16 protein-coding genes are annotated in these 15,580 nt (G+C 34.5%); 8 read left to right on the top strand and 8 right to left on the bottom strand.

Features of this window, described 5'->3' with window-relative positions; all coding sequences use genetic code 11:
* Positions 1-14: 14 nt before the first annotated feature.
* The 4 genes from VI621_RS14665 to VI621_RS14650 form a co-directional block, all read right to left on the bottom strand.
* Positions 15-287, bottom strand: coding sequence for an HU family DNA-binding protein (locus VI621_RS14665; protein WP_324219153.1), 273 nt, complete (start codon positions 285-287; stop codon positions 15-17).
* A 177-nt stretch (positions 288-464) separates the two neighbouring features.
* Complete coding sequence (fmt, locus tag VI621_RS14660; RefSeq protein ID WP_324219152.1) at positions 465-1,412, bottom strand: methionyl-tRNA formyltransferase; 948 nt, start codon at positions 1,410-1,412, stop codon at positions 465-467.
* Positions 1,412-3,307, bottom strand: coding sequence for an ATP-dependent DNA helicase RecQ (locus VI621_RS14655; RefSeq protein WP_324219151.1), 1,896 nt, complete (start codon positions 3,305-3,307; stop codon positions 1,412-1,414). The genes fmt and VI621_RS14655 overlap by 1 nt, the downstream gene beginning before the upstream one ends.
* 72 nt (positions 3,308-3,379) lie before the next feature.
* Positions 3,380-3,919 (bottom strand): ATP-binding protein, encoded by a 540-nt coding sequence (locus VI621_RS14650; RefSeq protein WP_324219150.1) that lies wholly within the window; start codon positions 3,917-3,919, stop codon positions 3,380-3,382.
* Positions 3,920-4,225: 306 nt separating this feature from the next.
* Between VI621_RS14650 and VI621_RS14645 the strand changes: the two genes are divergently transcribed.
* The 4 genes from VI621_RS14645 (at position 4,226) to VI621_RS14630 (ending at position 7,517) form a co-directional block, all read left to right on the top strand.
* Positions 4,226-4,513 carry a DUF493 family protein gene (locus VI621_RS14645; RefSeq protein ID WP_414655498.1) on the top strand — a complete coding sequence of 96 codons (288 nt, stop codon included), beginning with the start codon at positions 4,226-4,228 and terminating at the stop codon, positions 4,511-4,513.
* A 3-nt stretch (positions 4,514-4,516) separates the two neighbouring features.
* The gene (locus VI621_RS14640; protein WP_324219148.1) at positions 4,517-5,227 is read left to right on the top strand and encodes a DUF4290 domain-containing protein; all 711 of its coding nucleotides are present in this window, start codon (positions 4,517-4,519) and stop codon (positions 5,225-5,227) included.
* Positions 5,228-5,318: 91 nt separating this feature from the next.
* A complete protein-coding gene (gene murA, locus VI621_RS14635; RefSeq protein WP_324219147.1) occupies positions 5,319-6,632 on the top strand; it encodes a UDP-N-acetylglucosamine 1-carboxyvinyltransferase in 1,314 nt (437 codons plus the stop codon).
* A gap of 15 nt (positions 6,633-6,647) precedes the next feature.
* A complete protein-coding gene (locus tag VI621_RS14630) occupies positions 6,648-7,517 on the top strand; it encodes a cation diffusion facilitator family transporter (protein ID WP_324219146.1) in 870 nt (289 codons plus the stop codon).
* A gap of 113 nt (positions 7,518-7,630) precedes the next feature.
* On the opposite strand, the gene VI621_RS14625 is transcribed toward VI621_RS14630, so the two are convergent.
* The 3 genes from VI621_RS14625 to VI621_RS14615 all read right to left on the bottom strand — a co-directional run bounded on the left by VI621_RS14625 (position 7,631) and on the right by VI621_RS14615 (position 11,184).
* Positions 7,631-10,105 carry a DUF5686 and carboxypeptidase regulatory-like domain-containing protein gene (locus VI621_RS14625; RefSeq protein WP_324219145.1) on the bottom strand — a complete coding sequence of 825 codons (2,475 nt, stop codon included), beginning with the start codon at positions 10,103-10,105 and terminating at the stop codon, positions 7,631-7,633.
* A 59-nt stretch (positions 10,106-10,164) separates the two neighbouring features.
* Positions 10,165-10,581 carry a type II 3-dehydroquinate dehydratase gene (gene aroQ, locus VI621_RS14620; RefSeq protein WP_324219144.1) on the bottom strand — a complete coding sequence of 139 codons (417 nt, stop codon included), beginning with the start codon at positions 10,579-10,581 and terminating at the stop codon, positions 10,165-10,167.
* Positions 10,582-10,650: 69 nt separating this feature from the next.
* The gene (locus VI621_RS14615) at positions 10,651-11,184 is read right to left on the bottom strand and encodes a porin family protein (protein ID WP_324219143.1); all 534 of its coding nucleotides are present in this window, start codon (positions 11,182-11,184) and stop codon (positions 10,651-10,653) included.
* A 180-nt stretch (positions 11,185-11,364) separates the two neighbouring features.
* Here VI621_RS14615 and VI621_RS14610 point away from each other — a divergent pair, with 180 nt between their 5' ends.
* The 3 genes from VI621_RS14610 (at position 11,365) to VI621_RS14600 (ending at position 13,586) form a co-directional block, all read left to right on the top strand.
* Complete coding sequence (locus VI621_RS14610; RefSeq protein WP_324219142.1) at positions 11,365-11,994, top strand: porin family protein; 630 nt, start codon at positions 11,365-11,367, stop codon at positions 11,992-11,994.
* Positions 11,995-12,315: 321 nt separating this feature from the next.
* A complete protein-coding gene (locus tag VI621_RS14605) occupies positions 12,316-12,888 on the top strand; it encodes a porin family protein (RefSeq protein ID WP_324219141.1) in 573 nt (190 codons plus the stop codon).
* Between the two features lie 155 nt (positions 12,889-13,043).
* On the top strand, positions 13,044-13,586 hold the full coding sequence (locus VI621_RS14600) for a porin family protein (protein ID WP_324219140.1): 543 nt from the start codon (positions 13,044-13,046) through the stop codon (positions 13,584-13,586).
* 75 nt (positions 13,587-13,661) lie between these two features.
* On the opposite strand, the gene VI621_RS14595 is transcribed toward VI621_RS14600, so the two are convergent.
* Positions 13,662-14,279, bottom strand: coding sequence for a porin family protein (locus VI621_RS14595; protein WP_324219139.1), 618 nt, complete (start codon positions 14,277-14,279; stop codon positions 13,662-13,664).
* Between the two features lie 345 nt (positions 14,280-14,624).
* Here VI621_RS14595 and xerD point away from each other — a divergent pair, with 345 nt between their 5' ends.
* Positions 14,625-15,524 (top strand): site-specific tyrosine recombinase XerD, encoded by a 900-nt coding sequence (gene xerD, locus VI621_RS14590; protein ID WP_324219138.1) that lies wholly within the window; start codon positions 14,625-14,627, stop codon positions 15,522-15,524.
* Positions 15,525-15,580 lie beyond the last annotated feature (56 nt).

Genomic DNA, 15,580 nt, shown 5'->3' with positions numbered 1-15,580 from the left:
TGGATAAACAAGTATTAGTTTACAGCTGTTTCTAATTCTGCTCCAGCTTTAAATTTTACTACTTTTTTAGCAGCGATTTTAATTGTTGCTCCAGTTTGAGGGTTTCTTCCGTCTCTGGCAGCTCTATCAGATACTGACCATGATCCGAAACCTACTAAAGATACTCTTCCTCCTTTTTTCAAAGTACCACCTACATTACCTAAAAATGACTCTAAAGCTAGTTTTGCAGCTGCTTTAGTAATTCCTGCGTCAGCAGCGATAGCATCGATTAATTCTGATTTGTTCATAATAATAGTTATTAATTGTTGGTTAAACATTATGTTACTTGTAACAAATTTAATAGGATTTCCTTTCTGCGCAAGTGTTTTCGTATGTTTTTCGTCAAATTGTTAATAACTTCGATGAATTGTTGATAAACTAAGTTGTTTTTATCGAAATTCTGTTAGATTCAGTGTTTTCGCACCTTAACAAACGACCGCGTTTTCCGAAAATGTCATCCCGTTTAATAATTCAGAAGTGCTCATTTTCTTCTTTCCAGGGAATTGTAAACTCAAAATTTGAATAAAACCGTCTTTAACGGCAACTTTCAATTCTTTTTTGGTCGCCAATATTTTTCCAATAGGTTCCTGATGTGCTTCCTGAATTATTTTATCTTCATAAATCTTCACATTCCATTCTTGTCCATTGTCTTTAAAAAAGCACCACGAAGCAGGATAAGGCGAAAGTCCTCTGATGAGGTTGTGAATTTCCTTTGCTGATTTAGCCCAGTCAATTTTGCAATTGCCTTTATCTAATTTGTAGGCTGTTTTAATGTCGTCATTGTCTTTTTGAATCGTAGTAACCACATTTCCTTTTTCAATCAAAGCTAAAGTTTCTATAACCGTTTCGCTTCCTAAATGCATCAGTCTGTCATGTAAATGTCCCGCATTTTCATCCGGTGAAATCTCAAGTTCAGAACTCAAAATCATCGCTCCCGTATCAATTTTGTCATCAATAAAGAAAGTCGTGACACCCGTTTTGGTTTCTCCATTAATAATAGCCCAATTAATAGGAGCTGCTCCACGATAGTTAGGAAGCAATGACGCATGTAAATTAAAGGTACCCAGTTTCGGCATTTCCCAAACTACTTTTGGCAGCATTCTAAAAGCCACAACGATTTGTAAATTGGCGTTTAAGGCTTTCAATTCCGCTAAAAAACTTTCGTCTTTTAAATTCGTTGGTTGCAATAAAGTCAAATTATGTTCTAATGCATATTCTTTTACCGCCGAATATTTAATTTTCTGGCCACGTCCTGCAGGTTTGTCGGCCGCAGTAATCACGCCCACAACGTCATATTTATTTTTGATGATGGTGTCCAAAATGCCAACGGCAAATTCAGGAGTTCCCATAAAAACGATACGTAATTTTTCCATTATGATTTTAAGGTATATTGATTGTTTGGTTTGACGATAATCATATCGTGTTCCAATAATTGTTGAAGGGCAAAGATAATATCGTCAGTCGAATTTTTAGTCAGAAATTGAATTTCTCTCGAATTCAAAGGTTCTGTTTTCAATAAGGCAAGGATATTTTTGGCTAACGAAATTGAATTGACTTCCGGTTTGTTTTGTTGAATGCAATAGGAACAAACACCACAATTTGAAATGGTTGTTTCTCCAAAATAATTCAGAATCAATTGACTTTTGCAAACTTTTTGATCATTCACATAATTCAAAACAGATTTCAATTGTGCTGCCTTGAGATTGTTTTGATTCTCTAAATATTTCGAAACGCGGTTAATTGTTCGCTCATCCTGACGGACTTCATTAAATATTAAAGTGGCATCATTATTTTTCGCTTGATAATCGATGATGTTTTTTTCTTTTAATTTTTGCAAAAGTTGGATAACCGCATTTTCATCCGTATTCGATTTTTTGGCAATCAATGGTAAGTTCAGGTTTGCAGGAACTTCATAAATCCCGGAATAGGTGCGAAGTATGGCCAGAATAATCGGTTCCTCTTTAGTATTCAAACTCATATATCGAATCACTTCTTTTGATTCTATAATAAACTGAACCGTGACTTTCTCCGAAAATTCCTGTGACAATGTAATAATTCCCTGTCGGTCTAAAAATTGCATCGCATTGAAAGTCTTCAAAATCGGAAAATGATAGTGTCCGCAGAAATGATTTAAATTAAATGAAAACTGTTCGTCAATTCCTTCTCCATAAGCAATCTGAAAATAATTGCATAACTTCACATACATCGTGGTCAAAAAACTTTTATCGGGCAAAACCGCAATAAACTGACCTTCTGCCTGAATAATATCCGATGGACTCGTTAATAAAACGGCAAATGCTTTTTCGCCATTTCGTCCCGCACGTCCTGCTTCCTGATAATAATTTTCGAGATTTTCTGGTAACTGAATATGGATGACGGTTTTTACATTGGCTTTATCAATTCCCATCCCAAAAGCATTCGTAGCCACAATAACCTGAACTTGCTCGTTCATCCAAAGCTGCATGTTCTTATCTTTTTCTTTAGAGGATAAGCCGCCATGATAATAAGTTGCTTTGAAACCTAAAGACTGCAACTGCGAAGAAATATCCAGACAAGATTTTCGGTTTCGCACATATATAATAGAAGGTTGCGGGTTTTTCTTCAGAATTTGTTCGATTCGAAACAATTTATCTTCGACTTCAAAAACCATATACGCCATGTTTTCCCGGGCGAATGATTTCTGGAAAACCACCGTTTTTTCTAATCCCAATTGGGTAATCACGTCTTCCTGAACCCGCTTCGTTGCCGAGGCAGTCAAAGCCAAAAATGGAATTTTCGGGAAATGGGTTTTTAAATCCGCAATCTTCAAATAAGCCGGACGAAAATCATGTCCCCATTGCGACACACAATGCGCCTCGTCAATAGCAATTAAATTAATAGGTAAGCCCTTTATTCGATCCAAAATCAAATCGGATTGCAAACGTTCAGGCGATAAGTATAAAAATTTATAATTTCCGAATAAACAATTGTCCAAAAGTTCCAGCACTTCATCGGATTTGATGCCGCCGGTCAAAGCAATGGCTTTAATGTCGCGTTTTTGTAAATTCTGAACTTGGTCTTTCATCAACGCGACCAAAGGTGAAATGACTAAACAAATCCCTTCTTTCATCATTCCCGGAACCTGAAAACAAATTGATTTCCCTCCGCCGGTTGGCATCAATGCAAACGTATCCTGACCGCTCAAAACCGAATCGATGATTTCGTTTTGCTGCGACCTGAAAGTGTCGTGTTTCCAGTATTTTTGAAGAATTTGTAAAGCCTCAGACATCAATTGCGAATTATAAATTATGGATTTCGAATTACAAATTAGGAACTCATAACGTACAATTCAAAACTCAAATTAATTAGAAATCTTATCTAAGATAAAAAGAATTCTGTTATCCAACGTGTCTTTTGGAACCTCAATTAAATTGTAACCGTAATTTTCGTAAGTTTCCGTAAGGTGATTATAGATGAGTTTTGCCTGTTCGTAATTCTCGTAACGCGCGTCATCACTCACATAAATTTCTTCCCAAGGCGGAAGAATAAATATTTTTGTATAGGTGTTTTCTCTGCAGGCAACATCAAAAAAAGAAGGATAACTGTCACCAATATAATGCATGTAAGCTAAAACGTCCGGAATACCACGATCCAAAAATACTATTTCGTGTGGTTCGTTTTGTGCATTTAAGAACTGTTTTTTTCTTCCTTCCAATAGCAATTCGCTAAAAAGCAACGGATTTTCAAGAAACAATTGCTCGATCCCCTGTTTTTTAGCTTCCAAAGTTACTTCGCGCGAAATCTCAGGATAACAGCAAAAACCTTTGGATATCAATCCATCGATGATAGTGGTTTTGCCCGTTCCTGGTCCGCCAATGATAACTATGATTTCTTTTTTCACTTTTTAGAAATAAGGCGCAAACTTACTCAAACTATTTGGGATATTAAAACTTAATTTTCAGGAGCGAATGGCTTGGGCTTTTTCTACAAATGCAATTCCTGCTGTGCGTTGTAAACAAAGTTCACTGAACTCCAATGAAAATAAAAGTATGTGAAGTAATCTCCCGAAAAAAAATCGGGAGGATTTCCACTTCCATCAGGGCTAGGGGACTTATCATTTGAATTTTTATAAAATTCCTCAATTCCTATTTCATACATTTAAAAATTATAATTTAAAACGTATATTTGCTTATATTTTTAAATGAAAATGGATAAGGATACCGAAGAATTTTACGAAAGATTGCGATTGGAATTAAACAGCGGTACCGAGCATTGGCCCACCGAATACCTGTTTAAATTCATCGTTCCGTCAGAAAAAGAAAAAATAGAAAAAGTAGAAAATGCATTTGATTGTATGGGTGCCGTTATAGAAACAAAAAAATCTAAAACGGGAAAATATACCAGTATTTCAATCGACGTACAAATGCAAAGTGCTCAGGCAATAATTGATAAATACCTTGAACTTTCTACCGTGAAAGGTATAATTTCCCTATAAATTATGGTTACAAAATATCAGAAAGAAAACGCAAATGATGTTGTTTTCAATTTAGAATACAATTCCGAAAGACAACATTTAATCATTCCGGAATACGGTCGTCATTTGCAAAAACTGATCGATCAGGCTACTGCTATTGAAGATAAAGCAGAACGTAACAAAGCTGCAAAATATATCATTCAGGTAATGGGAAGTTTAAACCCACACCTTCGTGATGTACCTGATTTTCAACACAAATTGTGGGATCAGATTTTTATTATGTCCGATTTCAGACTGGATGTAGATTCACCCTATCCAATTCCTTCCAGAGAAGTTTTGGTGCTAAAACCAGATGTTTTAAAATATCCTCAAAATTTCCCGAAATACCGTTTTTATGGTAACAATATCAAATATATGATTGATGTGGCCAATAAATGGGATGATGGCGAAATGAAAAATGCGTTGGTAAAAGTAATTGCCAATCACATGAAAAAATCCTATTTGAGCTGGAACAAAGACACAGTGAAAGATGATGTGATTTTCGAACATTTATATGAACTGTCAGACGGAAAAATCAATTTGACACAAAGTTCAGAAGAGCTTCTGAATACCACTGATTTGATGCGTACCAACAAACGCGTATCGAACAAAATTATGCCTGCCGGTGCTGCGATTAAACCAAAGATTACCAAAAACGCAAAACCAGGCAACCCAGTCCACAAAAACAGAAAATAGTTAGGAATGATGAGTTCTGAATTATAAGTTGAAAAACTGTAAGGACTACTCATGGCTCATAACTCATAACTTATAACTCATAATTAAAGAAATGGGAACTTTCAAAATCGAAGGCGGTATTCGTCTAAAAGGCGAGATTACGCCACAAGGAGCAAAAAATGAAGCATTACAAATTTTGTGTGCCGTTCTTTTAACTCCCGAAAAAGTCACAATCAACAATATTCCGGACATTATCGATGTCAATAAATTAATCACTTTGTTAGGGAATTTGGGTGTAAAAATTCAAAAAAACGGACCAAGTTCGACTACATTCCAAGCGGATGATGTCAATGTGGGGTATCTCGAAACCGAAGCTTTCAAAAAAGAAGGCGGATCTTTGAGAGGTTCCATTATGATTGTGGGACCGCTTTTGGCACGTTTCGGAAAAGGATATATTCCAAAACCGGGCGGAGATAAAATCGGAAGAAGAAGATTAGACACGCATTTTGAAGGTTTTATCAGTTTAGGCGCAAAATTCCGTTACAATAGAGAAGATCATTTTTATGGTGTCGAAGCTGCTAAGGGTTTGATTGGTACTGATATGTTATTGGATGAAGCGTCAGTAACCGGAACGGCAAATATTGTTATGGCTGCTGTTTTGGCAAAAGGAAAAACTACGGTTTACAATGCCGCTTGCGAGCCTTATTTGCAACAATTATGTAAGATGTTGAACTCCATGGGAGCCAAAATCACGGGAGTTGGTTCGAACTTATTGACCATTGAAGGCGTTAAAAAGCTTGGTGGTTGCGAACACCGTATCCTTCCTGATATGATTGAAATTGGTTCTTGGATTGGTCTTGCTGCCATGACAAGAAGCGAAATTACCATTAAAGATGTAAGTTGGGACAATCTTGGAGTAATCCCAAATACGTTTAGAAAACTAGGAATTACTTTAGAACGCAGAGGCGATGATATTTATATTCCGGAACACAAAGACGGATATGAAATCAAAACAGATATAGACGGTTCAATACTTACCATTGCCGATGCGCCTTGGCCAGGGTTTACTCCAGATTTACTGAGCATTGTTTTGGTTGTGGCCACTCAAGCCAAAGGTGATGTGCTGATTCACCAAAAAATGTTCGAAAGCCGTTTGTTCTTCGTTGATAAACTGATTGATATGGGCGCGAAAATTATGTTGTGTGATCCGCACAGAGCGGTGGTTATGGGACATGATTTCAAATCACAATTGAAAGCCACAACAATGTCTTCACCCGATATTCGCGCGGGAATTTCATTGTTGATTGCAGCACTTTCCGCAAAAGGAACGAGCACCATTCAAAATATTGAACAAATCGACAGAGGATACGAAAGAATTGACGAAAGATTGAGAGCCATTGGAGCGAATATTGTTCGGGTAGAATAAAACACAACAGTTATAATGACCAACGAACAAACAGCTGTAAAGGCAACTTATTTTAGTATAGCTGGAAATACTTGTTTGGCAATTATTAAGGGTTTAGCAGGTTTTTTCGGTAATTCATATGCTTTGATAGCCGATGCGATTGAATCTACGACAGATATTTTTTCTTCGTTTTTAGTTTTGTTCGGAATTAAATATTCCAACAGACCAGCTGATGATAATCATCCTTACGGGCATGGGCGAGCGGAACCTTTAATTACCTTTTTGGTAGTAGGTTTTTTAATTACCTCTGCGACAATCATCGCTTATGAAAGCATCAAAAATATTCAAACTCCACATGAATTGCCTAAATCCTGGACGCTTATAGTTCTTGGAGCAATAATTATCTGGAAAGAATTTTCGTTTCGTTTGGTACTGAAACGAAGTATTGAGACCAATAGTTCGTCACTAAAAGCAGATGCCTGGCACCACAGAAGCGATGCCATAACATCAGTGGCGGCATTTATTGGAATTTCTATTGCTTTGTTTTTGGGAAAAGGATACGAATCAGCAGATGACTGGGCTGCACTTTTAGCATCAGGATTTATTCTCTATAATAGTTATTTGATTTTCAGACCGGCACTTGGAGAAATCATGGATGAGCATTTATATGACGATTTAATTGATAAAATCAGAAAAGTTTCTCACCAAGTAGATGGAATAATAGATACCGAAAAATGTTTTATTCGCAAATCGGGAATGAAATATCATGTTGATCTTCATGCTATAGTTGATGCCAATATTTCAGTGAAAGAGGGTCACGAATTGGCACATAAACTGAAAGACACTTTGCAACAGGAAATTTTTGAATTGGGCCATGTTTTAATTCATATTGAACCTAACGAATAATATTAAAGGATAAACTAAAGTTTTTTTAAATAATAAAAGCGGGACTGATTTTTTAAAATCTGCCCCGCTTTTTATATATAATACTAATTCAAAAACTATCGTAACTATAAAATCTATTCAAAAGCATTCAGGAATTTAATTCCAAAAACAACACCATCACCCTGATATCCGTTTTGGTAAGAGCGAACATAATCCAATCTAAACATTCTGTATTTGCCAAAACCTAAGTCGTCCAGACCAACACTAAATTCCGAATACGGTTTTGTATTGGGAACAGCCAGCGTATGGAATCCTAAAATCAAAGTAGATTTCAATTTGTTCAGTAGCGGAATTTTATTCATAATATACCCTTTGTCATTGTGTTCCATATGGGCTTCAATGTAGCTGTCATTGGTACTGTTGGTATAATAAGGCATTAAATTAAATACATTCAGATAACGTTCTGTTTGACCGATATGCGTTTGGTTTCCATTAAAATGTTTGTAATCCACAAAAGAAATAGCATCGGCATTAAAGAATTTTCCAGCTTTTAAATTCATGCCCAGATTTCCTTTGTTTCCTAAGGTTACATCATAATACAAACGGGTATTCAAATGGTCAAACTCATATTTTTTCTCGCTGCCGGCAAAGCCTTTTTCATAACCAAAGAAAAGCGTTGGGTATTTATCGTTTCTAAGGTTAAATTTCCCGTCAGGACGTGTCCAATATTCTTGTCCAAAATTGATTCTCGCCTGTAATGTTGCCTTAATTAAATTGTGTTTTTCAAATGCAGGAGTCACATAATCATAAGGAGCTTGCGGATTATTGGAAGTATATAATTTGTCTTTTTGAAATATGGTATGATCAGTGAGGTTGAACAATGGTTTTCTTTCGGAATAATCAAGGCTTGAATTTAGAAAAAGTCCGTTAACAATTTCTCTTCCAAAAGATACATTGGCAAAATTTCTTTCGTATAATTTTATGAAGTTACTCTTGAAAGCTAATGTGGTTATCGAGTTTAATATGGTTACAATCGGATTGCTGCTGTTGAATTGCCTGATGCTGCTTCCCGCAGAAATCGTAATTTCACTTTGATTCATATTGTTGAATTTGTGCGCATAAGTAACATAAGCACGTAGTTTTTTCTCTGTAAAACCATAATCAAAATCTGAACTGATGCGTGAAAAGGTCCTTTTTTCTTCATCTCTTTTGGTAAATGATAAGCCGGTATTTAATCGGGTGCCCTGAACCGTATTGAAGCCGGTGCCCAGTAAAATACCATCATAACTTGCAGACCATTTTTTGAAAGAATTTTTATAGGTATATCCCGTTATAATATCAAAAACTCCAAATTTATTCCCTTTTTTATCGATGGAATCTAAGTATACCTGAGATTTTTTCTTTGTTTGTAAAATGTCTTTCTTGAGATAATCGGTGGTTTCTTCATTGGTCAAAGGAACTGGTCGTATCGTATTCCAGAAATCATTGTCTTTTTTATTTGCATTTTCCTGAAAAGACAAAACTTCACGGGTAAATGTTTTTTTATCAAATTGAGGTTCAAATTCAAAATTAGAATAGACATAAGTAAATTTACCGGAAACATTAATGCCAAGAATGCCTGCCTTAAAATCGATGGTTTGCGTATTTTTCACCCAAATTTTAGTAGCCGTATTGTAGCTGAAATTTTGCTTCAGCGTAAATATATTTATCGCCGGACTTTGCATCTGATCTCCTTTGATGTTACAATCCACACCATAAATTGCCCAACTGTCCTCTACAATATATAGGTAGCCTTCCATTACAGGTTCTGTTGCTCTTCGTGGCGTGACTTTTATTTTATTGATTTGATTGTTGTTGTCGTCAAAGAAAGTACCTTCGAGCTTGTATTTGTAATAGTTAAATGCATTGTCAGCAATTGGAGAGATGACATTAACATCAAAAGGCAGATAGTTGTCATAAAAATCAAAATTCACGGAAGCCGCATTGTTAAAACTAAAACCATTATCATTTCCGCTTACTTTGGATGCGATAATCGTTTCTTTCATTTTATCGGGTTTCTGGAATGTGATTTTAGAAACGGTTTCTGATAAATAAAGAATACCGCTTCTGGTAGAATCGAGCATATCATCAAACATATCGAGTTTTTGCCCTAATATTTTCTTTGGTGCATCTTTGATTCTAAAAATCCCACGAGAATAAAAATCGGCTTTGTAACGGGCGGTTTTATCCGAGTTCTCTTTTTTGTTTGCAATAGCATTTCTGATGATTCCGTTAGCTGGATTGTCTTTTGGGTTAATCACGACTTCATTTAATGAAAAACTTTCTTCCGGCATTTTTACATCCAAAGTATAGGGTAATGTTTCGGCAGTAATCGTTATTTTTTGAGTTTTAAATCCTAAAAACTGAAATACAATGATGTGTTTTCCGGTAGTTTTTATATTCAAATTGTATTTTCCCTGTTCGTTAGAAGTGGTTCCATTATAAGTGTTTTCGGCAAAAATAGTTACATAAGGCAATGGATTTCCTTTTTCGTCGGAAACGGTTCCTCTGATTTGTGCATAATTGGCAAATGATATTAGTAAAAAGAAGAACAGGTAAGCTTTTTTCATAATGGCGTTTATATATAAATACAAGGACGATTTTTTTGGGTAAATGGTTGCATGGCGTTTTATTTTATAAAAGATTGCAATGCCAAGTCATAACTCATCAATCCGAAACCAATGATTACCCCTTTTGCATTTGGAGAAATAAAAGATTGATGTCTAAAACTTTCACGGGAAAAAGTATTTGAAATATGAACTTCAATGACTGGAGTTTCAATGGCTTTTATTGCATCACCAATACCAATAGAAGTATGGGTATAGGCGGCAGCATTCAGGACAATTCCATCATAAGAAAAACCAACTTCCTGAATTTTAGAGATCAATTCACCTTCGATGTTACTTTGGAAATAATGCAATTCCATTTGTGGAAATTTACTTTTTAAAATTTCAAAATAATCTTCAAAAGTTTGATTACCATAAATTTCCGGTTCGCGTTTGCCTAACAAATTAAGGTTTGGTCCATTGATAATAATGATCTTCATAGATGAATTTTATAAAATAAAAAACCGTTCTTAATAAGGAACGGTTTAGTAAAAGTATATATTTTTTATTTAAAAAGTATAACCAACGGATAATTGAATAACCTTGTTTTTTACTTCAGCCTCTTTTGACATCTCTGTCAGACCAACCACATAACGCGCTTGAGCGAAAAGGTTTTTTGTGATATTTAGACCAATACCACCAACAGCAGCAAAGTCAAATGATTCGGTTTCAAAAGTTTCAGCAACATTATCGTCTACCAGAAAGCCAAATTGTGGGCCAACATCTAAGCTTAATCTGTCCGAGATTAAATAGAATTTAGCCAATACAGGAACGTTGATATAGTCCAACTTGAAATCATTAGAACCTTCAACTTTAGCCCCTTGCGAAGAAAACATCGCTTCAGGCTGTATGGCAAATTTGGAGAATACCTTAATCTCGACCAATGCACCAAAATGATAACTGGTAAGCGTGCTGGTATTAATATCATTGCCTTCAAAGTCTGAGAAATTTGCTCCGGCTTTAACTCCAAATTTTATTGCTTGTGCTTCAACATTGGTAGAAGCAGCAATTAGAAAAACGATTAATACAATTAATTTACTCATGTTTGTTTTTTTAGTTAGAAAATATAGCAAATATAACGAAATGCGGTAACTAATATTGCATTAAGGCGCCATTTTGCAGTGCTTTAAATGTTCATAACATTGTTAATAATTGCATTTTTCTTAAAAATTCATTAACATATTAATATTTAATTTTGGTATACTAATTTTAAATAAAAAAATATGAAAAAGGTAATTTTATCAGTAGCTGCATTATTCGCATTCGGATTTGTAAGCGCTCAAGATGTTAAGTTTGGTATTAAAGGTGGAGTTAACTTTGCAACTCTTACAGGAGATGTTGAAGATACTTCTATGAAAGTTGGTTTCAATGTCGGTGGACTTGTTGAAATTAAAGTTTCTGAAAAATTCTCAGTTCAACCAGAACTATTGTTCTCTACTCAGGGAGCTAAAGAAGAATACTCTGAAACTAGTGGAGCTGACTCTTACAAAGTTGAAAATAATCTTAATTTGGGGTATTTGAATATTCCTATTATGGCAAAATACTATGTAGTTGATAAATTTAGTTTAGAAGCTGGGCCACAATTTGGATTTTTAATGAGCGCTAAAAGCGATTATACAGAAACTCAAACTGTTGGAGGTGTGACTTCAACTTTTTCTGAAGAGGTTGACGTAAAAGACGATATGAATTCAGTTGATTTCGGTATAAACTTCGGAGCTGGATATGATTTTACTGAAAATATCTCTGCTGGTGTAAGATATAACCTTGGTTTGTCTGATATTACAGACGAACAAGAAGATAATTTCGAAATGAAAAACAGCGTTATCGCTTTATCAATTGGTTACAAATTCTAATATTTTTAGAAGCATAATATTTGAAACCTCCCAATTCGGGAGGTTTTTTTATGGTAAATTTTTACAATTTGGTACTTAATATTTTGGTATAAATGAAGTAATGATAATGATTTACAAACAAAAAATGTATAATATTGATTATCAGAATATTGAATGTATTTTTGATTTAAGAAGTGTAATGTTAAAGGTTTCCTAACTCTGGTTACTTTTTTCATGTATTTAATCGTATAATATTGATAATCAACGAGTTTGCTAATTTTAAAGATAGTTTTTTAGGTGGTTTTTTTAACTTTACCGGCATAAATTTAAAATTAAGAAATCATGAAAAAAATTATTTTATCAGCAGCAGCAGTATTTGCATTCGGATTTGCAAACGCGCAAGACAAAAGTGGTACTGATACTACTATGTCATTTGGAGTTAAAGGAGGTTTAAATGTGTCGACACTTTATAATGATGATGATGCAAATTCTTTAGTGGGATTTCATGTTGGAGGTTTTGCAGAATTTATGTTAAGCGATAAATTCGCTATTCAACCTGAAGTATTGTTTTCTGCTCAAGGTGCTAAATATGATAGTGGAAACGGAGATGTCAAATTGAACTACATCAATGTCCCGGTTATGGCTAAATATTATATAACAGATGTTTTTAGTATAGAGGCAGGTCCTCAAGTTGGTTTTTTAGTAACTGCTGAAGATAATGAAGTGGATATTAAAGATTTTTCTAATTCAGTTGATTTTAGTGTAGATTTGGGAGCAGGATACAATCTTAATGAAAATATGGTATTAGGATTGCGTTTTTGTATTGGTTTAGCTGATATAGAAAAAGATTTGCCTTCTGAAATAGATGGTACTAAAAATTTGGTAGGGCAATTATCTTTTGGATACAAATTCTAATAATTTAGAAGAATAATATTTAAAACCTCCCAACTCGGGAGGTTTTTTTTGTTTTTTCAACGGATTATATTGATAGTCAACGAGTTTTATGGATTAATGAAAAGAGTCTTTTTTGGATTGGTTAACTTTAACTTGTAAGTTAAAATATAGCAAAAATGAAAAAGAGTATTTTATTAGTAGTTGCAATATTTACATTCGGATTTGCTAACGCGCAATACAAAAATTTCGGACTTAAAGGCGGCCTGAATGTTTGTGATTTGTCCAATTCAGAAGCAAGTGCCTTAATAGGATTTCATGTCGGCGGTTTTGCGGAATTTATGGTAATGGAGAAATTTACATTGCAACCGGAATTGTTATTTTCTACCCAAGGCGCTAAGTATGATAATCTAAACTTTAATTTAATTTACATCAATCTTCCTGTTATGGGCAAGTATTATGTGATCGATGATTTTAGTATAGAGGCGGGGCCTCAAATTGGGCTATTAGTGTCGGCAAAAGAGGAGGATTCTGATGTTATAGATTCAATGAATGAAATTGATATCTGTCTAAATTTAGGCCTTGGGTATAATCTTAACGAAAACATGATGTTGCAATTGCGTTATAATTTAGGTTTATCTGAGATAGAAAAAAGGTTACCTTCTGGTATTGATGGTTCTAAAAATAGGGTTATGCAATTGTCTTTTGGGTATAAATTCTAATATTTTGAGCATATTAAAATAAAAAAACCTTCCGCCGCAGCGAAAGGTTTCTCATTATATAAAAAGTTTGTATTCTTAGAATTTGTATCCAACACCAATTTGGAAAACAGAATTTTTTGCATCAGAATTTTCAAAAATATCCGTCATACCATAAATATATCTTCCTGTTGCGAAAAGACCCATTTCAGTTTGGAAAGTTAATCCACCTGCTACACCAACTTCAAAGTCTTTAGCTTCATCTAAAGGACTGTCTCCACCGTTGCTATTTGCATTTGAATCATTTTCTTCGTTTACTTTGAAACTAAATTGTGGTCCAACTTCAAAACTTAAACCTTTTGTAGCATAAACTTTAGCTAAAACAGGCATGTTTACGTAATCTAATTGGTATTCTACTTTTCCTTCGCCGCCAACTAAATCGCCGTCAAAATCGTATTTAAATCCCTGTCCGGAATATAATGCCTCTACTTGAAGCGAAAATATATCCGCTATTGGGAATTCTCCTAATACACCCACGTGGAAACTTGTTCTTGAATCCGGATTGTCAAAATCATTTCCTGATAGCGTAGCGAAGTTGACCCCACCTTTAACACCGAAACTTATTGCTTTAGACTTAGTGTTATCTGCTTCTTGCGCGTTTGCGGTAATCGCTGCTAACATCAAGGTACCTGCGGTAATCATTTTTAAGAATTTCATAAATTTTGTTTTAAAAGTTATGGGTCAAAAGTAAAATGTTTGCCGTCTGTCAGTTCATAAATTTTTCTTAATTCACAAAAAATTAACAAATATGATTTATAATCAACAAAAAAAGTTTAATTTACGGCATAATTATTGAATATAACGTAACTATTTGAGGGTCTTGTGTTTATAAAAACTAATTAATAAAGATTGATTTGTAAGGCAAATAAAATTTACATCTTTAACTGAATTTTGTTTAGTTGCTAAAAACGACTTTTGTGTTTCATAATTGAATTATTTTTGTTTATTTGTACTGACCGTAACGTTTGCGACAGATTTTTTACGCTCCGATACCTTAAACAAATGAACAGCTGGAATAATTATATCAAGGATTTTCAATCTTATTTAAAAATTGAAAGAGGATTGTCTAAAAATACCATAGACAACTATTCTTTGGATATTGAGCGATTGCGTCATTTTTTAGAAGAAAATGCGATTTCCGTTTCTCCTGTACATATTAAGGAAGAAATTCTTCAGCAATTTATTTACAGTGTCTCCAAAGAGGTTAATCCTCGTTCACAAGCCAGAATCATCTCAGGATTGAAAAGTTTTTTTGCCTATTTGATTTTTGAAGATTATAGAGCTAATAATCCATTGGAGCTAATTGAAACCCCCAGAACTGGACGAAAACTTCCCGATACATTATCGGTTACAGATATAGATAGATTAATTGCCGCTATCGATTTGAGTTCGAATGAAGGCGAGCGCAATCGTGCTATCCTCGAAACACTTTATGGATGTGGACTTCGGGTTTCAGAATTGGTTGCCTTAAAGATTTCCGATCTGTTTTTTGAGGAAGGTTTTGTAAAAATTACCGGTAAAGGCAATAAGCAAAGATTTGTTCCGATAGGAAATGTAACTCAAAAATATATCGAAATTTATGCAGGGACTATTCGAACGCATCTGAATATTCAAAAAGGACATGAAGATACTTTGTTCTTAAATAGGAGGGGGCGGCAACTTACAAGAGCCATGATTTTTACCATCATTAAGGATTTGGCAAACAAAATTAATTTAAACAAAACCATAAGCCCGCATACTTTCAGGCATTCTTTTGCCACTCATTTATTGGAAAACGGTGCCGATTTACGTTCAATTCAACTGATGTTGGGGCACGAGTCAATCACGACCACGGAAATTTATGTTCATTTAGATAAAAAACATTTAACACAGATAATCAATACATTCCATCCTAGAAAGTAGTTTTTTATAGATTTTTATTGTTAGATTTGTCGTCTGGTTTTTTCTTTTTTAATGCA

The sequence above is a fragment of the Flavobacterium sp. genome (assembly GCF_035292545.1).
Lineage (GTDB): Bacteria > Bacteroidota > Bacteroidia > Flavobacteriales > Flavobacteriaceae > Flavobacterium.
The sequence above is the reverse complement of the archived record's forward strand: the minus strand, read 5'-3'. Positions and strand labels throughout refer to the sequence as shown.